Origin of the sequence: Streptomyces sp. M41(2017) (genome assembly GCF_002078175.1) — a bacterium.
In the GTDB taxonomy this organism is placed as follows: domain Bacteria; phylum Actinomycetota; class Actinomycetes; order Streptomycetales; family Streptomycetaceae; genus Streptomyces.
Genome location: NZ_MWFK01000001.1, coordinates 546,520 through 566,131 on the forward strand (window position 1 = coordinate 546,520; position 19,612 = coordinate 566,131).

Genomic DNA, 19,612 nt, shown 5'->3' on the forward strand with positions numbered 1-19,612 from the left:
CACCGTAGCCCCGGACGGACGCCCGGCCTCCCCGCTTACGTGCGACCCGCCGCCGCACGGCTCCGTCCTGATAAGGCAGTCTTGTCCCGTGCCCGAACCCGAAGCGAGCAACACCGAGCGCCCAGCGCACGACGTCCACGCGCACTCCGCGACCCTCAAGCGGCTGGAGAAGTCGTCCGGCAGTCTCGCCGCCCAGGCGATCACGCGCATGGACGAGACGCTGTCGTGGTACCGGGCCATGCCACCGGAGAACCGGTCGTGGATCGGGCTGGTCGCCCAGGCCGGCATCGCCGCCTTCACCGAGTGGTTCCGGCACCCCGACGCGCCCCAGGCCATCTCCACCGACGTCTTCGGAACCGCGCCGCGCGAGCTGACCAGGGCCATCACCCTGCGCCAGACCGTGGAGATGGTGCGGACCACGATCGAGGTCATGGAGTCGGCCATCGACGAGGTGGCGGCCCCCGGCGACGAGTCCGTGCTGCGCGAGGCGCTCCTGGTCTACGCCCGGGAGATCGCCTTCGCGACCGCGCAGGTGTACGCGCAGGCGGCGGAGGCCCGCGGCGCGTGGGACGCCCGGCTCGAATCCCTCGTCGTGAACGCCGTGCTCTCCGGCGAGGCCGACGAGGGTGCCGTCTCCCGGGCCGCCGCGCTCGGCTGGAACTCGCCCGAACATGTCTGCGTGGTGCTGGGCACGGCCCCCGACGGTGACAGCGAACTGACGGTCGAGGCGATCCGGCGGGCCGCCCGGCACGCCAAGCTCCAGGTCCTGACCGGCGTGCTCGGCGACCGGCTGGTCGTCATCGCGGGCGGCAGCGACAATCCCCTCGCCGTCGCCAAGTCGCTGATCGGCCCGTACGCCGCGGGACCGGTCGTCGCCGGGCCGATCGTGCCCGACCTGCTGGCCGCGACCCGGTCCGCGCAGGCCGCCGCCGCCGGCCTCAAGGCATGTACCGCCTGGCAGGACGCCCCGCGCCCGGTCCTCGCGGACGATCTGCTGCCGGAGCGCGCCATCGCCTCCGATCCGTCCGCCCGCGAGCAGCTGGTGGAGGAGATCTACAGACCGCTGGAGGAGGCCGGCTCCGCGCTCCTGGAGACGCTCAGCGTCTATCTGGAGCAGGCGAGCAGCCTGGAGGGGGCCGCCCGGATGCTCTTCGTCCATCCCAACACCGTGCGCTACCGGCTCCGACGTGTGACTGACGTCACCGGTTGGTCGCCCTCGGATGTACGATCCGCGTTCACGCTGCGGATCGCGCTGATCCTGGGGCGTCTCGCCGATGGAGATCCCCAGACCTAGCCTTTTGTCGGGGACCTACAATTCCCCCTCGTGTTCTTCGTCCCTGTCCCCACGGGCGGCCGTGGCCGTCCACAAGAGAGAGTGTGAGAGTGCTCGTACTCGTCGCTCCCGGCCAGGGCGCCCAGACGCCCGGCTTCCTGACTCCTTGGCTCGAACTCCCCGGTGCCGCCGACCGCGTCGCCGCGTGGTCGGACGCCATCGGGCTCGACCTCGCCCACTACGGCACCCAGGCCGACGCGGACGCGATCCGCGACACGGCGGTCGCCCAGCCGCTCCTGGTCGCCGCGGGTCTGCTGTCCGCCGCCGCCCTCGGTGACGTGGACCCCGGTGCCGTCGCGGGCCACAGCGTCGGCGAGATCACCGCCGCCGCGTTCGCCGGAGTGCTCGACGACACCGCCGCGCTGACCCTCGTGCGGGGGCGCGGTCTCGCGATGGCCGACGCCGCCGCGGTCACCCGGACCGGCATGTCGGCGCTGCTCGGCGGCGACCCGGAGACGACGGTCGCACACCTGGAGAAGCTGGGCCTGACCCCGGCGAACGTGAACGGCGCGGGCCAGATCGTGGCCGCCGGCACGCTGGAGCAGCTGGCCGCTCTGGAGGCGGACAAGCCCGAGGGTGTCCGGCGGGTCGTGGCCCTGAAGGTCGCGGGCGCGTTCCACACCGAGCACATGGCTCCCGCCGTCGAGGCGCTGGCGAAGGCCGCCCAGGACCTGACGCCCGCCGACCCGCGGGTCACGTACGTGTCGAACCGGGACGGCAAGGCCGTCGCCACCGGTGCCGAGGTCGTCGAGCGGCTGGTCGGCCAGGTCGCCAACCCGGTCCGCTGGGACCTGTGCATGGAGACCTTCAAGGAACTCGGCGCGACCGCGCTGATCGAGGTGTGCCCCGGCGGCACGCTGACCGGTCTGGCGAAGCGCGCGCTGCCCGGCGTCACGACGCTGGCCCTGAAGACACCCGACGACCTCGACGCGGCTCGCGAGCTCATCGCCGAGCACAGCGCGGCCTAAGGAGCCCGAGAGCATGTCGAAGATCAAGGCACCCAAGGGCGCTCCGTTCGCGCGCATTCTCGGCGTCGGCGGCTACCGCCCCGTCCGCGTGGTGCCCAATGAGGTGATCCTGGAGACGATCGACTCCTCCGACGAGTGGATCCGTTCGCGCTCCGGCATCGAGACCCGGCACTGGGCCTCCGACGAGGAGACCGTCGCCGCGATGTCGATCGAGGCGTCCGGCAAGGCCATCGCCGACGCCGGGATCAACGCCGACCAGATCGGCGCCGTGGTGGTCTCCACCGTGTCGCACTTCAGCCAGACCCCCGCCATCGCCACCGAGATCGCCGACAAGCTCGGCACGAACAAGGCCGCGGCCTTCGACATCTCGGCCGGCTGCGCGGGCTTCGGCTACGGCCTGACCCTCGCCAAGGGCATGATCGTCGAGGGGTCGGCCGAGTACGTCCTCGTCATCGGCGTGGAGCGGCTCTCCGACCTGACCGACCTGGAGGACCGCGCGACGGCCTTCCTGTTCGGTGACGGCGCGGGCGCGGTCGTCGTGGGTCCCTCCGAGGAGCCGCACATCGGCCCGACCGTGTGGGGCAGCGAGGGCGACAAGGCCGGCACGATCAAGCAGACCGTTCCCTGGGACCGTTTCCACGTCGGCGACGTCACCCAGCTTCCGCTCGACTCCAAGGGCGAGATCAAGTTCCCCGCCATCACGCAGGAGGGCCAGGCGGTCTTCCGCTGGGCCGTGTTCGAGATGGCGAAGGTCGCGCAGCAGGCGCTGGAAGCGGCCGGGATCAGCCCGGACGACCTGGACGTCTTCATTCCCCACCAGGCCAACGAGCGGATCATCGACTCGATGGTGAAGACCCTCAAACTGCCGGAACACGTCACGGTCGCGCGTGACGTGCGCACCACCGGCAACACCTCGGCCGCCTCGATCCCGCTCGCTATGGAGCGGCTCCTGGCGACCGGAGCGGCGAAGAGCGGCGACACCGCGCTCGTCATCGGCTTCGGGGCGGGTCTCGTGTACGCCGCGACGGTCGTTACCCTCCCCTAGGCACTCCGTGCCGGATCATCCGGTCCGTACGGAACATCGCCACCCTCTGTAAACACACCGAAGGAGCGCCTGACATGGCCGCCACTCAGGAAGAGATCGTCGAAGGTCTCGCCGAGATCGTCAACGAGATCGCCGGGATCCCCACCGAGGACGTCCAGCTGGACAAGTCCTTCACCGACGACCTGGACGTCGACTCGCTGTCCATGGTCGAGGTCGTCGTCGCCGCCGAAGAGCGCTTCGACGTCAAGATCCCCGACGACGACGTCAAGAACCTCAAGACGGTCGGCGACGCGACGTCCTACATCCTCAAGAACCAGGCCTGATCCGTCGATCACCTGGGCCTGCCGCCCGGGTTCGCCGGGGCTTAGTGCCCCGGTCCGCCTGGGCTGATGCCCCGCCACCCGGCGGTGGCGCCGCTGAATCCTCGTATCCGTTGGAGAAAGAATTCCCGTGAGCCCGACCAATCGCACCGTGGTCGTCACCGGTATCGGCGCAACCACACCGCTGGGTGGCGACGCAGCCTCTACCTGGGAGGGCCTGATCGCCGGACGTTCCGGCGTCCGCCCCCTGGAGCAGGAGTGGGCCGCCGACCAGGCGGTCCGCATCGCGGCGCAGATCGCCGTGGAACCGGGCGAGGTCATCCCCCGCCCGCAGGCCCGCCGCCTGGACCGCTCGGCGCAGTTCGCGCTGATCGCGGCCAAGGAGGCCTGGGCGAACGCCGGTTTCACCGACAAGGCGGGCGAGGACGAGAGCGTCGACCCCGACCGGCTGGGCGCCGTCATCGCCTCCGGCATCGGCGGCGTGACGACCCTGCTCGACCAGTACGACGTGCTGAAGGAGAAGGGCGTACGCCGCGTCTCCCCGCACACCGTCCCGATGCTGATGCCGAACGGCCCGTCCGCCAACGTGGGTCTCGCCGTCGGCGCCCGCGCCGGTGTGCACACCCCGGTCTCCGCGTGCGCCTCCGGCGCCGAGGCCATCGGCTACGCCATCGAGATGATCCGCACGGGCCGCGCCGACGTCGTCGTCGCCGGTGGCACCGAGGCGGCCATCCACCCGCTTCCCATCGCCGCCTTCGGCAACATGATGGCGATGTCCAAGAACAACGACGACCCCGAGGGCGCCTCCCGTCCCTACGACGTCGCCCGTGACGGCTTCGTCCTCGGCGAGGGCGCCGGCGTCCTCGTCCTGGAGTCCGCCGAGCACGCCGCCCGGCGCGGCGCCCGGGTGTACGCCGAGGCGGTCGGCCAGGGCATCTCGGCCGACGCGCACGACATCGTGCAGCCGGAGCCCGAGGGCCGCGGCATCTCCCGCGCGCTGCAGCACCTGCTCGACAGCACCGACCTGGACCCGGCCGAGATCGTGCACGTGAACGCGCACGCCACCTCGACGCCCGCCGGCGACGTGGCCGAGCTGAAGGCGCTGCGCAAGGTGTTCGGCGACGACGCCGACCACTTCGCGGTGTCCGCGACCAAGTCGATGACCGGTCACCTCCTCGGTGGCGCCGGTGGCGTCGAGTCCGTCGCGACCGTGCTCGCGCTGTACAACCGGATCGCGCCGCCGACCATCAACGTGGAGAACCTCGACCCCGAGGCCGAGGCCGCCGCCGACATCGTCCGCGGCGAGGCGCGCAAGCTGCCCGTCGAGGGCCGTATCGCCGCCCTGAACGACTCGTTCGGGTTCGGCGGCCACAACGTGGTGCTGGCGTTCCGCACGATCTGACGCCGGTTCGTCTGCAGTGCGACGGTGTGTGGCCCGTACCCCTGGATCCAGGGGTACGGGCCACACACCGTTCGGCGTTTCGCGGGTCAGACCACCTGGTGCAGCCAGCGGACCGGGGCGCCCTCGCCCGCGTAGCGGAAGGGTTCGAGTTCGTCGTCCCAGGGCTTGCCGAGCAGCTTGGCGAGGTCGGCCTCCAGGTCGGTCTCGCCGCGCTGGGAGCGCAGCAGCGCGGCGCGCAGCCGGTCCTCGGGGATGAGGATGTCGCCGTGGATGCCGGTGACGGCGTGGTAGATGCCGAGTTCGGGGGTGCAGCTGTAGCGCTCGCCCTCGGCGGTGGAGCAGGGTTCGGCGGTGACCTCGAAGCGCAGCAGGTGCCAGCCGCGCAGCGCGGAGGCGAGTTTGGAGGCGGTGCCGGCCTCGCCCTTCCAGGAGAACTCGGATCTCCAGGTGCCCGGCGCGGCGGGCTGCCGGATCCAGTCGAGGTTGACGCGCGTGCCGAGCACCCCCGCGACCGCCCACTCGACATGGGGGCACAACGCGCGGGGCGCGGAGTGCACGTAGAGAACTCCACGTGTCGTCACTGGGGCCTCCGGACAGAGCGAGACATCTTGTAACTTAGCGGAACGGCAGTGGCAGGGCGGCCACGGGGCGAGGCTACCGTGCTGTGGCGCGAGGAGTGTGACGTACCGTCGGTCCTGGCGCCGTGGACTCGGAGGTTTCACCCGGCGGGACGCGTCCGGACCTCCTGCGGGGGTCCGGAAGGGTTACCGGGCCGGTCCGGCCGCCCCGTGGAAAGCGGGTGGCCGGCCCTGTACGACGTGGTGCGACCGACCGCGCGGAGCGGGTGCCGACCAACCCTGTACAACGAACGAGGAGACCAGGGGATGCGCAATCGCGGCCACCGTTCACGGGCCGTCCTCGCCGTCGCGGTGGCGGCCCTCCTCGGCGCCGCCGGGTGTGACGCCTCCGGCGGCAACTCCTCGGCGCCCAGCGGCACGGGGGGCCACAAGTCACCGAGGCCCGCGCCGGCGTGGGACCGCAGCCCGGCGTCGATGGCCGCCGTCGGAGACTCCATCACCCGCGGGTTCGACGCGTGCAGTGTGCTGTCCGACTGCCCCGAGGTGTCCTGGGCGACCGGCAGCGACCCGCGGGTCAGGAGTCTCGCGGTCCGGCTGCTCGGCAGGACCGGGGCGGCGGAGCGGAGCTGGAACTACGCGGTGACCGGTGCGCGGATGGACGACCTGCCCGGCCAGATGGCGCAGGCGGCGACCCGCCGGCCGGCGCTGGTCACGGTGATGGCGGGCGCCAACGACGCCTGCCGCGCCTCCACCTCGGCGATGACGTCGGTGACGTCCTTCCGCCGCTCGTTCCAGGACGCGATGGACACCCTGCGCGGGACACTGCCCAAGACCCAGGTGTACGTGTCGAGCGTGCCGGACCTGAAGCGGCTGTGGTCGCAGGGGCGGGGCAACGCGCTCGGCAAGCAGATCTGGAAGCTGGGCATCTGCCCCTCGATGCTCGGTGACGCCGACTCGCTGACGTCGGCGGCCACCCTGCGCCGGGACCGGGTGCAGGACCGGGTGGAGGCCTACAACCAGGTGTTGCGCGAGGTGTGCGCCAAGGACCGGTACTGCCGCTTCGACGGGAACGCGGTGTTCGACTACCGCTTCGGCACGGACCAGTTGAGCCACTGGGACTGGTTCCACCCGAGCACGGACGGCCAGGCCCGACTCGCGGAGATCGCCTACCGGACCGTTACCGCGCGGAAGCCCGTCACCTAGGGTTTCTCCCATGAGCGAACTTTTCGGCACACTTTCCGACGGCACCCCCGTCCACCGCTTCACGCTGGAGCGGGCCGGGGTCCGGGTGCGTGTGCTCACGTACGGCGGCATCGTGCAGTCGGCCGAGGTGCCGGACCGGGACGGGCAGGCCCTCGACGTCACGCTGGGCTTCCCCGACCTGGCGGGGTACGTGGGGCATCCGGAGCCGTATCTCGGGGCCCTGGTGGGGCGGTACGCGAACCGGATCGGCGGGGCGCGCTTCCCGCTCGACGGGGCGACCTACCACCTGGCGCCGAACAACGGGCCCAACTCGCTGCACGGCGGCGACGGGGGCTTCGACAAGCGGGTGTGGGACGCGGAGCCGCTCGAACACGGGGTGCGGCTCTCCCGGGTCAGCCCGCACGGTGAGGAGGGCTTCCCGGGCCGCGTGGAGGTCTCCGCGGCCTACACCCTCGACGAGCGGGGCGCGCTGCGCATCGTCTACGAGGCGGTCTGTGACGCGCCGACGGTGCTGAACCTGACGAACCACACGTACTGGAACCTGAGCGGATCCGGCAGCGCGATCGGGCACGAGCTGCGGCTGGACGCCTCGCGGTTGACGCCGGTCGACGCCGACCTCATCCCGACCGGGGAGCTGGAGCCCGTCGAGGGCACCCGCTTCGACTTCCGCACCGCGCGCAAGACGGGGGCGGGGTACGACCACAACTTCGTGCTCGACAAGGGGATCACGGACACCCCGGTCGAGGTGGCCGAGCTGCACGATCCGGCGTCCGGGCGGGTGCTGACCGTGGCGACCACCGAACCGGGCCTGCAGTTCTACACCGCCGACCACCTCGACGCCCCGTTCGCTCCCAACGACGGGATCGCGCTGGAGACCCAGCACTTCCCCGACTCGCCGAACCGGCCGGAGTTCCCGACCACCGAGCTGCGGCCGGGCCAGGTCTACCGGTCGGAGACGGTGTACGCGTTCTCCGCGCGGGACTAGGGCGACAGGCGCCAGGGGCCGGAGAAGGGCGAGCCCCGGTCCGGAGGTCAGGTTCCGGACCGGGGCTGCTCGGGGGGACGTGCGCCGGTCACGCCTCGATGATCGTGCGCAGCCGGGGGTCCGTGAGGGAACGCCCTGCCTGAATCTCGTACGAACCCTTCACAAACGCCCAGCCGCCGGCGGCGGTGTCCCAGAGCTCGAACGCGCGGCGCGGCAGCTCCACGACGGCCTCGACGCTCGCGCCGGGGGCGGCCTCGACGACGGCGAAGCCGGCGAGCGCCCGGGCGGGCCGCTCCGCGTCCGGTTCCGTGGGGGCGAGATAGACCTGGACGACCTCGCGTCCGACGCGCTCACCGGAGTTGCGGACCCGGACGGTCACCGTCGTGCCCTCGACCTCGATCGCCTCGTATGTCCAGTCGGTGTAGCCGAGTCCGTGGCCGAACGGGTAGGAGGGGGTCCGCCCCTCCTTCTCCCAGGCGCGGTAGCCGATGAACACGTCCTCCGTGTACGGGAGTTCGCCGTCGGCCGGGGTGACCCGGGTGACCGGGGCGTCGGCGAGGGAGCCCCAGGTGGTGGGGAGGCGGCCGCCGGGCTCGTGGGCGCCGGTGAGGACGTCGGCGAGGGCGGCGCCGCCCTCCTGGCCGGGGAACCAGCTCAGGAGCACCGCGGCGACCTCGTCGCGCCACGGAAGCTCCACCGGGGAGCCGGAGTTGACGATCACGACGGTGTTGGGGTTGGCGGCGGCCACGGCGTGCACCAGCTCGTCCTGGCGGCCGGGGAGCCTGAGGTCCGCGCGGTCGAAGCCCTCGGACTCGACGCGTCGGTGGTGGCGACCACGACGACGGCGGTGTCGGCGGCGCGGGCGGCCTCGACGGCCTCGGCGATCAGTTCGTCGGCGTCGCGCACCGGTTCCTGATGGGCGAGCGAGAAGCCGACGACCTTCATCGGGATGTCCTCGGGGAGGGCGACGACGTAGGTGAGGGACACCTCGACGGGCGCTCCGGCGGTGAGTTCGACCCGGCCGCGCGGGACGGGGGCGCCGAAGAAGGTGATGAAGGGGTCGTCCTTGTCGGTGCCCTGGACGCCGTCGAAGTAGGTCGTGCCGTCGACGGTGAGGGTGAACGCGCCGAGGCCCTTCACGCCGAAGGTGTGCAGGCCGGTGTCGCGCGGGGTGAAGGTGCCGGTCAGCTCCACGGTGTGCAGGGTGTCGTGGGTGACGCCCTCGGGCAGGTCGTCGCCCATCCACTGGATCTGGCCGCTCGGGGCGGAGCCGCTGCCGATGGTCTCCCCCGCGGCGTCGCGGCAGACCGCGCGCAGCTCGAACCCCTTGTCGGCGATGGGAAGTTCGACGGTCGGGTCGGCGCCGACGGCATAGCTGAGCGTGCCCTCGGGGAGGGCGGCGGTGAGGCCGTCGAGGGGCGAGACCACCCGGGCGGGGAACACGGTGGCGGAGCCGCCGCCGAGGACCCGGGCGTCGCGGGCCGCGGCCCCGATGAGCGCGACGCGGCGGCCTTCCGCGAGCGGCAGGGCGCCTTCGTTGCGGACGAGGACGAAGGCGCGGCGGGCGATCTCGCGGGCCAGCGCCGCTCCGTCGACGGTCGCGGGCAGGTCGGTCACGACGGGCTCGGCGCCCTGGAGGATGCCGACGCGGGCGGCGAGGCGCAGCACGTTGCGGACGGCCGTGTCGACGGTGGCCTCGTCGACCTCGCCGGCCCGGACGGCGGCGGCGAGCGGGGCGCCGTAGACGGTGCGGGGGCCGGGCATGGCGACGTCGAGGCCGCCCTCGATGGCCGCCTTGGTGGCGCGGCCGGCCATCCAGTCGGAGACGTTGAAGCCGTCGAAGCCCCATTCGCCGCGCAGGACCTCGTTCACGAGGTAGCGGTGCTCGGTCATCGTGGTGCCGTTGACCTGGTTGTAGGCGGTCATGATGCCCCAGGGGTGGGCGTTCTCGACGATCGTCTCGAAGGGGGCCAGATAGAGCTCGCGCAGGGCGCGTTCGGAGACGAGGTTGTCGACGGTGAAGCGGTCGGTCTCGGCGTCGTTGGCGACGAAGTGCTTGACGGTGGTGCCGACCCCTCCGGACTGCACGCCCCGGACGTAGCCGCTGCCGATCGCGCCGGTCAGCAGGGGGTCCTCGCTGTAGGCCTCGAAGTGACGCCCGCCGAGCGGGGAGCGGTGCAGGTTCACGGTGGGGGCGAGCAGGACGTGGACGCCCTTGCGGCGGGCCTCCTGGGCGAGGAGGGTGCCGGCGCGGCGGGCCAGCTCCGGGTCCCAGGTGGCGGCGAGGGCGGTGGGCGAGGGCAGGGCGACGGAGGGGTCGTCGGCGGTCCAGTGGACGCCGCGGACGCCGATCGGGCCGTCCGACATGACCAGGGACGGCAGCCCGATCTCGGGGAGCGCGGGGAGCGTCCACATGTTCCGGCCGGCCAGCAGGCCCGCCTTCGCGTCGAGGTCGAGGCGGGCGAGCGCCGCCTCGACGACGGCCTCGCGGGCCGCGTCCGCCCCCTGCGGGTCCTTCGCCGTGTCCACCGCTGTCTCCGCCATGGCGGCACCTCCTCGTTGAAAGCCGTCTGTGGCCTCCATCCTGCATCGGCTACCTGTAGAGCGGTAGGTTTCGTTATCCTGCCGTTATAATCGGGGTGATCGGATGCCGTACGGTGACGCCATGGCGACCAGGACCAGGAGTGAGGAGCGGCGCGCGGAGATCGTGCGCGCGGCGCTGGAGGTGATCGCCGAGCGCGGCTACCGGGGCGCGAGCCTCGCCGCGGTCGCCGAGCGCGTGGGACTCACCCAGCAGGGCCTGCTGCACCACTTCCCGACCAAGGAGGCGCTGCTCGTCGCCGTGCTCAAGGAGCGCGACCAGTGGGACGCCGTGCCGGACAGCGCGTGGCGGTCCGATCTGCTCGTCTCGCTGGTCGAGTACAACGCGATGCGGCCCGGCATCATCCAGACCTTCTCCGCGCTGCTCGGCGAGAGCGTCACGGAGGGACACCCGGCGCGCGAGTTCTTCACCAGGCGCTACACCGCCGTCCGCGCGAACATGGCCGCCGTGCTGCGCGCCGAGTACGGGGAGCGGCTGCCGAGCGGTCTCACGCCGGAGCGCGCCGCCCCCCTGCTCGTGGCCGTGATGGACGGGCTCCAGTACCAGTGGCTGCTGGACCCGGAGTCGGTGGACATGCCGGCCGCGTTCCGTGACTTCCTGACGCTGCTCGGCGAGCACTGACCGCTCGCGCGCCGCCTGTCCGCCCTCACCCCGTCACGGGGGCGCCGACCGCGGCGACGACCTCCAGGTCCGGATGTCCTGGGTGCGGCTGCCCCGACCGGCGGACGAAGACCGGGCGTCCGGGAGCCGGCGGACCGAGGGGACACTCCTCGACGCGGCGCTGCGGCACGGGTTCCGGACACGCATCGCGCACGTCGTCGCCGAGTGGACCGCCCGGCAGGAGTACGTCGGCCCCGGGCTCGGGGTGACCCGGTCCCGGGCCGCCGCCGAGACCGTACGGCCCGGCATCGCGCTCCTCCCGGTCCGCGACGAGGCCGCGCCCGCCCGGGCGGTGTACGCGGCGCGGCCTGTCCCTGGCACCGGCCGGCACGTCGTTCCCGGCCGCGCCGCGGACCTCGGCGGCCGCGTTCTCCCCGTGAGCGACTCCACCGTCGGACGACCGGCGCGCTTCGGCCACATCGGCCCCGCGCCATGGCGCCCGTCCCGCGCGTCACGGGATACTCGGCGCCGTCCGGCTGCACCCCCACGCGACGGAAGGCCCGAACTCCCTTGAATCGTCTCCGCGTTCGCATCGGGGTCCTCGGGCTCGCACTGCTGGCGGGGTTCGCCGCACCGCCCGCCGCCTCGGCCCTTCCGGCCGCGCCCACCGCCACCGCCACCGGGGTTCCCACGGCCGAGGAGCGACGGCTCGACCGGGCGGCACCGCAGGAGATCCTGCGGCGCTCCGGATTCGACACGGTGGCACCGGAGTTCGCGCGGGCGCTGGCGCGGGCCGGGTCGTACGCGCAGGCCGAGCGGATCGTCCGGCGGCAGGGTGCGCGCCTGTGGCAGCGGGCGGTCGACCGGGTCCAGGGGCGGGGCCCCGCGGGCGGCGACCTGAGCCGGGACGACGACCGGCCGCTGTACTGGGCCCGGCTCGGCATGACCCTCGAAGTCCGGCGGTGGCAGCCCGCGTTCGGGGTGACCGACGCCCGCCGCGGCCGTCTGCTCGACGCCCTGGAGCGGGGTTCACGCGGTCAGGACGCCGTACGCTATCCGCCGCGCGACCGGGCGAAGCGGATCCTCGTCACCGGGTTCGACCCGTTCACCCTGGACCGGGACGTCCGGATCTCCAACCCCTCCGGAGCGACCGCTCTCGCCCTCGACGGCACGACGATCCGGACGGCGGAAGGTCCCGCGCGGGTGGAGGCCGTCGTCTTCCCCGTCCGCTGGCGGGACTTCGCCGAGGGCGCGGTGGAGCGCGCCCTCGGTCCGTACCTTCCGCACGTGGACCTGTTCACGACCGTCAGCCAGGGCCGCGTCGGCCGGTTCGACGTGGAGCGCACCAACGGAGCCTGGCGGGGCGGCTTCCCGGACAACGAGAACGTCTCCAGCACCGGGACCGTGCCGGTGGCCGACCCGGCCGCGCAGCCCCAGTGGACGTCGACGACCCTCCCGTACGCGCGGATCGTCGCCGCGCCGACGGGGCGCTTCCCGGTCTACGACCACACCGCGGTGACCGAGATCCCCGCCGGGGGCGCCGATCCGGTCGTCCGGGACGACGGACCGACCCCGGGATCACAGGCCCGCTCGGGCGGCGGCGGGGACTACCTGTCCAACGAGATCGCCTACCGGGCGACCCTGCTGCGCGACCGTCTCGGCCTGGGCGCGAGCCTGCCGGGCGGCCATGTCCACACGCCCGTGCTGGAGTTCGGGCCGGGGAACACGGATCCGGCGAGCGGGGCGGTGACGGACCCCGCGTTCGTGCGCAACCGCCTCGACATCGTCGCCCAGGTGCGCGCGATCCTGACGGTGGCCGCGGGTTCCGGGACACCCGCCGTCGGCGCGGCGCGGCGGTCGCTCGGCTGAACCGGACGGGCCGGGGCCCCCGGTCACGGGGTGACGGTCTCCTCCGCCGCGGCCGCCGCGGAGACCTCGGCGTCGCTCGCGCCCTCGCCCGTCTCCTCGCCGAGCAGGTCCCGGGCCATCAGGGTGGCGCCCGCGACGGCCCCCGGCATCAGGAACACCGCGACGAACGGCACGACGAACGCCAGGGCCAGCGGTGTGCCGAAGCCCCAGACCAGCGTCTTGCGGGAGCGGAGCAGGGTGAGACGGGCGCGCAGATCGACCCGGCGGCGCTGGAGGGCGACGGCGACGAGTTCCTCGGTGAGGAAGAAGCCGGTGACGAAGAAACCGAGCACCGGGACGGCGGTCTGGCCGACGAAGGGCACGAAGCCGAGCGCGAAGAGCAGCACGCCCCAGACGGCGGCCCGCACCACGATCCGGAGACTGTCGCGGCCGGAGATCCACAGTTCCCGCCAGAGCGGCAGCCCCGACTCGGGGGCCGTGCCGTCCGGGGAGACGTCACGGTCGACCTTCTCCGAGAGGTTCTCGTAGAAGGGCTGGCCTATCAGCAGGGTGACGGCGGTGAAGGTGACGACGGCCAGGAGCAGCGCGAGGGCGAACAGCACGGCGGTGAGGAAGCCGCGGAAGAGGCCGGACCAGGGGCTGGTCCAGTGGTCGGCGAACGGGGTGGACCAGGTGACGAGGTCCTCGCCGTACATGCCGAGCCCGACCAGCGCCCCCGCGTACAGCACGAGTGTGATGAGCCCGGGCAGCAGGCCGAACCCGTACTGCTTGCCGTGCCGGACCACCCATCGCTGGCCCCGCAACAGATGACCGAAACCCACCCCGAGATCGCGCATGGGGGGAACCCTATCGGGGTGCCGCGCGGGACATCACGGGGCGGTGGCGACCGGATTGCGCCGGGCGCGGCACCGGATCCGTCGTCGCGCACGGCGAAGGCCGCGCCCCGCGTCCCGGGGTGCGGCCTCCGTGGCGTGCGACGGGCGCCGTCAGGCGAGCGTCACGGTGATGTTGCCGCGCGTCGCCTTCGAGTACGGGCAGACCTGGTGGGCCTTCTCCAGGAGCGCGCGGGCGGTGCCGGCGTCGACGTTCGGGATCGCGGCGGAGATCTCCACGATGATCCCGAAACCGTCGTCGTTCTTGCCGATGCCGACCTTCGCGGTGACGGTCGAGCCGGTGATGTCGGCGTTCTCCTGCCGGGCCACGACACCGAGGGCGCCCTGGAAGCAGGCGCTGTACCCGGCGGCGAAGAGCTGCTCCGGGTTGGTGCCGGCGCCGCTGCCGCCCATCTCCTTCGGCGGGTTGACGACGACGTCGAGCTTGCCGTCGTCGGTGGCGACGCGGCCGTCCCGCCCGTTCTCGGCGGTGGCGACTGCGGTGTACAGGACCTCGGACTGCTGGATGGACATACGGTGCGCTCCTCCTTGGCCGGTCGCGACTCGCGCCCACGATCGCGACGACTTCGGAAAGAAGTTATCGCATGTCGGAAGTTCAGCGACAGGCCCGCCCCCGGTCGCCGAGGGCGGCCGGGGGCGGTGGACCCTTCGCGTCCGAGCAGGTCGGCGCGGGTCGGGGCAGGTCAGAGCTTGACGATCATCTTTCCGGTGTTGTCGCCGCGCAGGACGCCGAAGAAGGCCTCCAGGTTGTTCTCGATGCCCTCGACGACCGTCTCGTTGTACTTCAGCTCGCCGGAGCGGACCCAGCCGCCGACCTCCTGGACGAACTCCTGCTGGAGGTCGTAGTGGTCGCCGACGAGGAAGCCCTGGATGCGGCCGCGGGTCTGGATCAGGCGGGCCAGGTTCTTCGGGCCGGGGACGGCCTCGGTGCTGTTGTAGACGGAGATCATGCCGCAGATCGCGATGCGGCCGTCCCGGTTGAGGGAGCCGATCGCCGCCTCCAGGTGGTCGCCGCCCACGTTGTCGAAGTAGACGTCGATCCCGTCGGGTGCGGCCTCGCGGAGCTGCTGGGAGACCGGGCCGTTCTTGTAGTTGAAGGCCGCGTCGAAGCCGTACTCCTCGACCAGGAGCTTGACCTTCTCGTCGGAGCCGGCGGAGCCGATGACACGCGAGGCGCCCTTCAGCCGGGCGATCTGGCCGACCTGGCTGCCGACCGCGCCGGCCGCGCCGGACACGAAGACCGCGTCGCCCTCCTTGAAGTCGGCGACGCGCAGCAGCCCCGCGTAGGAGGTGAGGCCGGTCATGCCGAGGACGCCGAGGTACGTGGAGAGCGGCGCGGCGTCGGGGTCGACCTTGACGGCCTGCTTGGCGTCCACGACCGCGTACTCGCGCCAGCCGAGGAAGTGCAGGACGTGGTCGCCCACGGCGATGCCCTCCGCGTTCGAGGCGACGACCTCGCCGACCGCGCCGCCCTGCATGGTCTTCCCCAGCTCGAAGGGCGCGACGTAGGACTTGGCGGCGCTCATGCGGCCGCGCATGTACGGGTCGACGGACGCATAGGCGTTGCGCACCAGGACCTGGCCCGGTCCCGGCTGCCGCACCTCGGCCTCGACCAGGGCGAAGTCCTCGGGCTTGGGCCAGCCGACCGGACGGCTGACCAGCTGCCATTCACGGTTGACGGCGGGGAGCTGGGGGGTCTCGGACATGAGGGTGCGCCTTTCACGGTGACGGGCGAGCGGCTCTGGCGGTTCAGGGGTGGTTCGTCCACGGCAACAAGTACTTCATTACCTGAAACAACCATGCGCCTGAATATTTCATGATGTCAAGTAACGGGGTACGCTCGGAGGCATGGCCACCCAGAAGAGACCCCGGATCGACCCCTTGACCATGGAGGTCGTCGAGCTGATCGGCACGGTCGTGGCCCGCTACCACGACGAGTACGAGGACGCCGCGGCCGAGCACGCCCTGACCGGCGCGCAGGCGCGGCTGCTGAGTCTGCTCTCGCTGGAGCCCCTGCCCATGCGCCGCCTGGCCCAGAAGCTGCGGTGCGAGCCGTCGAACGTCACGGGGATCGTGGACCGGCTGGAGGCGCGGGGCCTGGTGGAGCGGCGCCCCGACCCGGCGGACCGCCGGGTGAAACTGGCCGCCGCGACGGCCGAGGGGCGCACGGTGGCCGGGGGCCTGCGCGACTCCCTGAAGTTCGCGCGCGAACCCCTGGCCGGCCTGTCGGAGCAGGAGCGGCTGACCCTGCGCGACCTGCTCTCCAGGATGCTGGAGCCGGACGGCACCGCGCTCTGACCGTCCCGCACGCGGGTCCGGGAGCTCCGGGACCCGTTCCCCGGAGTCCCGCTCTCCGCGGTCCGGGACGATCCGGACGCCAGATCCTAGGCGCACCACCACAGGAAGCGGCTGCATGTCTCCGAGGGAGCCGGGTTCGGCGGCGGGGCCGAGGTCGTCGGGGCGGTCGTGGCGGGGGGCGAGGTCCGGGAGGCCGAGGGGGCGGGCGCCGTCTTCGAGGGCCGGTCCGGGAGCGTGCCCGCGGTCGCCGACTGGGCGTCCTTGGTGCCTTTCGCGCTCGTCGCGGACGCGGACGCGGTGGGTGAACCGGAGGCCGAGGGCGAGGCCGAGGCGTCGGGTGTCCGTCCGGCCGAGGCGTCACCGGGGCCCGGCGTGCCGCCCTTCGTCTGCGCGGCGTCCTTCGCCTCGGCCGCCGAGCCGTCGGGCGACTCACCGCCGGCCGCCGCCGGGCCGGGGCCCAACCCGGGCGCGTCGACGCCGAGTTCGGCGAGACTCAGGCCGCCAGCGGCGAGGACGAAGCCGGCCACGACGAACACGGTGCGGCGGCGGCGCCTGCGATGCGCGGCGGCCTTGCGGTCACGGCGGCTGGTACCGCCCTCCGCGTCCGGCCCCTCCGGCTCGCCCGGACCGACCGGATGCCCCGGATCACGCGAACTCCCGTCGCCGTGAGCGGAGTCGGCACCGCGGGAGACGCCGTCGTCGTATGTGGTGCCGTCCTCGTGTGCGGTGCCGTCCCCGTAGAGGGTGCCGTCGTACGCGGTGCCGTCGTCGTGGACGGCTCCCTGGTCGTACGCGACCCCTCCGTCGTAGACGGCACCGTAGACCGGGTCGGCGTCCCGCTCCCGCGCGCCGGGCCGTTCGGCGGAGACCCGGGGTGCTTCGGCGCGGAGGCCCTCGACCGGGGTGCCGCACCCGGGGCAGGCAAGGGCGCCGTTGAGGTGCCGTCGGCACGCGTGGCAGTAGTCCATGACGCGGGAAGACTAAGTTCGCCCTCGGTAACGTTCCTAGGCGCGCCTGTGAAAGTTCTGTGCGGAACCCGGAGTTCCGGCATGGCGGTACGCGACACCCCCGGCCATTTCCCTCCATCCGCACCACCGGCGCCGCCCGCGCGAGGCCTCCCCCGATGCGCGGTCCCGCCGCACGACACTGTCCCGCGCGAGGCCCGCCGAAACCGTTCTCTGCGCGAACCATTGACACCCCCCGGGCCGCGTCTCTACTGTCACGCCAGCATTTCGAACGTGTGACGAAATTTCGAACAGAGAAGCACAGGGGGCAACTGCCGTGCGCATCACGGGAATCACCACACACGTGGTCGGGACACCCTGGCGGAACCTGACCTACGTCCAGGTGCACACCGACGAGGGCATCACCGGAGTCGGCGAGACCCGGATGCTGGGCCACACCGACGCGCTGATCGGCTACCTGCACGAGGCCCGGACCAACCACATTCTCGGCTCGGACCCGTTCGCTGTCGAGGACCTGGTCCGCCGGATGAAGTACGGCGACTACGGTCGCGCCGGCGAGATCGTGATGTCCGGTATCGCCGTCATCGAGATGGCCTGCTGGGACATCAGGGGCAAGGCGCTCGGGGTGCCCGTCTGGCAGCTCCTCGGCGGCAAGGTGACCGACCGGGTCAAGGCGTACGCGAACGGCTGGTACACCACCGAGCGGACCCCGGAGGCCTATCACAAGGCCGCCCAGGAGGTCGTCGCGCGCGGTTACCGGGCCCTGAAGATCGACCCGTTCGGCACCGGCCACTTCGAGCTGGACCACGAGGCCACGCTCTACTCGGTGTCGCTCATCGAGGCGGTGCGCGACGCGATCGGCCCGGAGACCGAGCTGATGCTGGAGATGCACGGCCGGTTCTCCCCGTCGACCGCGGTCAGGCTGGCCCGCGAGCTCGCGCCGTTCCAGCCCGCGTGGCTGGAGGAGCCGGTGCCGCCGGAGAACCTCAAGGCACTGGAGAAGGTGGCCGCCAAGGTCGACATCCCGGTCGCCACCGGCGAACGGATCCACGACCGGATCGAGTTCCGCGAACTCTTCGAGAGCCAGGCCGTCGACATCATCCAGCCGGACGTCGGCCACATCGGCGGCATCTGGGAGACCCGCAAGCTCGCCGCCACCGCCGAGGCCCACTACGTGCTGGTCGCGCCGCACAACGTCGGCGGTCCGGTCCTGACCGCGGCCTCCCTCCAAGTCGGTTTCAGCACACCGAACTTCAAGATCCTGGAGCACTTCAACGACTTCGCGGACGCGGAGATCAAGAAGGTCGTGAAGGGCGCCCCGCAGGTCGTGGACGGCTACTTCGAGCTGTCCCACGAACCCGGTCTGGGCGTCGAGCTGGACGTCGACGCGGCGGCCGAGTTCCCCCAGCAGCAGGCCCGGTTCGACCTCTGGGCGGACGGCTGGGAGCAGCGCAGGCCCAAGGGGAACGCGTGAGGACCGCGGTCGTCGTCGACGGGCCGGGCGAGCACCGGCTGGTCCCGCACGAGCCGGTGCGGCCCGCGGCGGGCGAGGCGCTCGTGCGGGTGCACGCGGTCGGCATCTGCGGCAGCGACCGCGAGGTCTACCAGGGCAACCGGCCCGAAGGATACGTGCGGTACCCCCTCACTCCCGGGCACGAGTGGTCCGGGACCGTGGAGGACGTCGGAGCCGGTGTCCCCGCGACGCTCACCGGCCGCAAGGTCGTCGGCGAGGGCTTCCGCAACTGCCAGGTCTGCGACCGCTGCCACGCGGGCGAGACGACCCTGTGCACGGCGGGGTACGAGGAGACCGGCTTCACCGTTCCCGGCGCGATGGCGGCCACGCTGACGCTCCCGGCACGGCTGCTCCACGTACTGCCCGACGCCGCCGACCTGACCGCCGCCGCCCTGCTGGAGCCGGCCGCCTGCATCGCGGCCGCCGCCCTCAAGGCGAACGCGCTGCCCGGTGAGCGGGTGGCCGTGGTGGGCACCGGAACGCTCGGGATGTTCGCGGTGCAGTTCCTCCGGGCCGGCTCCCCCGCCGAGCTGCTCGTGGTGGGCACCCGCCCCGACCGGGCCGCGCTGGCCAAGGAGTTCGGCGCCACCGGTTTCCGTACCCGAGACGAGGAACTCCCCGGCGGCTTCGACGTCGTCGTGGAGACCGCCGGATCGGCGTCCGCCGCGCGCACCGCCGCCTCCCTGCTGCGGCGCGGCGGACGCCTGGTCCTCACGGGGATCCCGGCGCCGGGCGCGGAGGGGCTCGACCCGACCGACCTGGTCGTACGGCAGCTGGAGGTGCACACCGTGTTCGGGGCACCGCCGGACGCCTGGGCGCACACGGTCCGGGTGTTCGGCGCCGGACTGCTGAACCCGACGCCCCTGGTGACGCACGAGCTGCCGCTCGCCGCGTTCGCGGAGGCGATCGAGCTGGTGGGGTCCGGTGACCCCGAGGTCGGCAAGGTCCTGCTGAAACCGTGACCACCCGAGCCGTACGCCGGTGCGGGGCTTCCTGACAGTCCCGCGCCGGCGTACTCCCCGGGTCTCCGCACACCCC

17 protein-coding genes and 1 pseudogene are annotated in these 19,612 nt (G+C 72.6%); 12 read left to right on the plus strand and 6 right to left on the minus strand.

The window, feature by feature from the left end; translation table 11 throughout:
- The first annotated feature begins 88 nt into the window (after window positions 1-88).
- From fasR to fabF, 5 genes are all read left to right on the plus strand, one after another.
- On the plus strand, window positions 89-1,294 hold the full coding sequence (fasR, locus tag B0675_RS02590; protein WP_081217101.1) for a fatty acid biosynthesis transcriptional regulator FasR: 1,206 nt from the start codon (window positions 89-91) through the stop codon (window positions 1,292-1,294).
- Between the two features lie 89 nt (window positions 1,295-1,383).
- Entirely contained in the window at window positions 1,384-2,301 is a 918-nt protein-coding gene (locus B0675_RS02595) for an ACP S-malonyltransferase (RefSeq protein ID WP_081217102.1), read from the plus strand.
- 13 nt (window positions 2,302-2,314) lie between these two features.
- Window positions 2,315-3,346 carry a ketoacyl-ACP synthase III gene (locus B0675_RS02600; protein ID WP_081217103.1) on the plus strand — a complete coding sequence of 344 codons (1,032 nt, stop codon included), beginning with the start codon at window positions 2,315-2,317 and terminating at the stop codon, window positions 3,344-3,346.
- Between the two features lie 74 nt (window positions 3,347-3,420).
- Entirely contained in the window at window positions 3,421-3,669 is a 249-nt protein-coding gene (locus B0675_RS02605) for an acyl carrier protein (RefSeq protein ID WP_081217104.1), read from the plus strand.
- Window positions 3,670-3,796: 127 nt separating this feature from the next.
- Window positions 3,797-5,068 (plus strand): beta-ketoacyl-ACP synthase II, encoded by a 1,272-nt coding sequence (gene fabF, locus B0675_RS02610; protein WP_081217105.1) that lies wholly within the window; start codon window positions 3,797-3,799, stop codon window positions 5,066-5,068.
- Between the two features lie 86 nt (window positions 5,069-5,154).
- On the opposite strand, the gene B0675_RS02615 is transcribed toward fabF, so the two are convergent.
- Window positions 5,155-5,649 (minus strand): DUF3145 domain-containing protein, encoded by a 495-nt coding sequence (locus B0675_RS02615; protein ID WP_081217106.1) that lies wholly within the window; start codon window positions 5,647-5,649, stop codon window positions 5,155-5,157.
- A gap of 303 nt (window positions 5,650-5,952) precedes the next feature.
- On the opposite strand from B0675_RS02615, the gene B0675_RS02620 reads away from it, so the two are divergent.
- Complete coding sequence (locus B0675_RS02620) at window positions 5,953-6,849, plus strand: SGNH/GDSL hydrolase family protein (RefSeq protein ID WP_081217107.1); 897 nt, start codon at window positions 5,953-5,955, stop codon at window positions 6,847-6,849.
- 10 nt (window positions 6,850-6,859) lie between these two features.
- Complete coding sequence (locus B0675_RS02625) at window positions 6,860-7,834, plus strand: aldose epimerase family protein (RefSeq protein WP_081217108.1); 975 nt, start codon at window positions 6,860-6,862, stop codon at window positions 7,832-7,834.
- A gap of 88 nt (window positions 7,835-7,922) precedes the next feature.
- Here B0675_RS02625 and B0675_RS02630 read toward each other — a convergent pair.
- Window positions 7,923-10,378: pseudogene (locus tag B0675_RS02630) on the minus strand (glycoside hydrolase family 3 C-terminal domain-containing protein).
- A gap of 103 nt (window positions 10,379-10,481) precedes the next feature.
- On the opposite strand from B0675_RS02630, the gene B0675_RS02635 reads away from it, so the two are divergent.
- Both B0675_RS02635 and B0675_RS02645 read left to right on the plus strand, forming a co-directional pair.
- On the plus strand, window positions 10,482-11,057 hold the full coding sequence (locus B0675_RS02635; protein WP_081217109.1) for a TetR/AcrR family transcriptional regulator: 576 nt from the start codon (window positions 10,482-10,484) through the stop codon (window positions 11,055-11,057).
- Window positions 11,058-11,606: 549 nt separating this feature from the next.
- Entirely contained in the window at window positions 11,607-12,905 is a 1,299-nt protein-coding gene (locus tag B0675_RS02645; RefSeq protein ID WP_107482545.1) for a pyroglutamyl peptidase, read from the plus strand.
- A 23-nt stretch (window positions 12,906-12,928) separates the two neighbouring features.
- Here B0675_RS02645 and B0675_RS02650 read toward each other — a convergent pair whose 3' ends face one another.
- The 3 genes from B0675_RS02650 to B0675_RS02660 form a co-directional block, all read right to left on the minus strand.
- Complete coding sequence (locus tag B0675_RS02650) at window positions 12,929-13,741, minus strand: EI24 domain-containing protein (protein ID WP_081217110.1); 813 nt, start codon at window positions 13,739-13,741, stop codon at window positions 12,929-12,931.
- A 150-nt stretch (window positions 13,742-13,891) separates the two neighbouring features.
- The gene (locus B0675_RS02655) at window positions 13,892-14,311 is read right to left on the minus strand and encodes an organic hydroperoxide resistance protein (protein WP_081217111.1); all 420 of its coding nucleotides are present in this window, start codon (window positions 14,309-14,311) and stop codon (window positions 13,892-13,894) included.
- Window positions 14,312-14,481: 170 nt separating this feature from the next.
- Window positions 14,482-15,504, minus strand: a complete 1,023-nt coding sequence (locus B0675_RS02660) for an NADP-dependent oxidoreductase (protein WP_081217112.1) — start codon at window positions 15,502-15,504, stop codon at window positions 14,482-14,484.
- A 142-nt stretch (window positions 15,505-15,646) separates the two neighbouring features.
- Between B0675_RS02660 and B0675_RS02665 the strand changes: the two genes are divergently transcribed.
- Window positions 15,647-16,096 carry a MarR family transcriptional regulator gene (locus B0675_RS02665; protein ID WP_081217113.1) on the plus strand — a complete coding sequence of 150 codons (450 nt, stop codon included), beginning with the start codon at window positions 15,647-15,649 and terminating at the stop codon, window positions 16,094-16,096.
- An 86-nt stretch (window positions 16,097-16,182) separates the two neighbouring features.
- Here B0675_RS02665 and B0675_RS41265 read toward each other — a convergent pair whose 3' ends face one another.
- Window positions 16,183-17,064 (minus strand): hypothetical protein, encoded by an 882-nt coding sequence (locus tag B0675_RS41265; protein ID WP_179165227.1) that lies wholly within the window; start codon window positions 17,062-17,064, stop codon window positions 16,183-16,185.
- A 313-nt stretch (window positions 17,065-17,377) separates the two neighbouring features.
- Between B0675_RS41265 and B0675_RS02680 the strand changes: the two genes are divergently transcribed.
- Together B0675_RS02680 and B0675_RS02685 are read left to right on the plus strand one after the other, a co-directional pair.
- Window positions 17,378-18,535 carry a mandelate racemase/muconate lactonizing enzyme family protein gene (locus B0675_RS02680; protein ID WP_081217116.1) on the plus strand — a complete coding sequence of 386 codons (1,158 nt, stop codon included), beginning with the start codon at window positions 17,378-17,380 and terminating at the stop codon, window positions 18,533-18,535.
- A complete protein-coding gene (locus B0675_RS02685; protein ID WP_081217117.1) occupies window positions 18,532-19,536 on the plus strand; it encodes an alcohol dehydrogenase catalytic domain-containing protein in 1,005 nt (334 codons plus the stop codon). The genes B0675_RS02680 and B0675_RS02685 overlap by 4 nt, the downstream gene beginning before the upstream one ends.
- The last annotated feature ends 76 nt before the right edge of the window (window positions 19,537-19,612 follow it).

What these genes read in the sequence shown, in the direction of transcription:
- B0675_RS02600 (WP_081217103.1), top strand. Translation starts at nt 2,315, where the DNA reads ATGTCGAAGATCAAGGCACCCAAGGGCGCTCCGTTCGCGCGCATTCTC.
- B0675_RS02605 (WP_081217104.1), top strand. Translation starts at nt 3,421, where the DNA reads ATGGCCGCCACTCAGGAAGAGATCGTCGAAGGTCTCGCCGAGATCGTC.
- B0675_RS02620 (WP_081217107.1), top strand. Translation starts at nt 5,953, where the DNA reads ATGCGCAATCGCGGCCACCGTTCACGGGCCGTCCTCGCCGTCGCGGTG.
- B0675_RS02625 (WP_081217108.1), top strand. Translation starts at nt 6,860, where the DNA reads ATGAGCGAACTTTTCGGCACACTTTCCGACGGCACCCCCGTCCACCGC.
- B0675_RS02635 (WP_081217109.1), top strand. Translation starts at nt 10,482, where the DNA reads ATGCCGTACGGTGACGCCATGGCGACCAGGACCAGGAGTGAGGAGCGG.
- B0675_RS02650 (WP_081217110.1), bottom strand. Translation starts at nt 13,741, where the DNA reads ATGCGCGATCTCGGGGTGGGTTTCGGTCATCTGTTGCGGGGCCAGCGA.
- B0675_RS02655 (WP_081217111.1), bottom strand. Translation starts at nt 14,311, where the DNA reads ATGTCCATCCAGCAGTCCGAGGTCCTGTACACCGCAGTCGCCACCGCC.
- B0675_RS02660 (WP_081217112.1), bottom strand. Translation starts at nt 15,504, where the DNA reads ATGTCCGAGACCCCCCAGCTCCCCGCCGTCAACCGTGAATGGCAGCTG.
- B0675_RS02665 (WP_081217113.1), top strand. Translation starts at nt 15,647, where the DNA reads ATGGCCACCCAGAAGAGACCCCGGATCGACCCCTTGACCATGGAGGTC.
- B0675_RS41265 (WP_179165227.1), bottom strand. Translation starts at nt 17,064, where the DNA reads ATGGACTACTGCCACGCGTGCCGACGGCACCTCAACGGCGCCCTTGCC.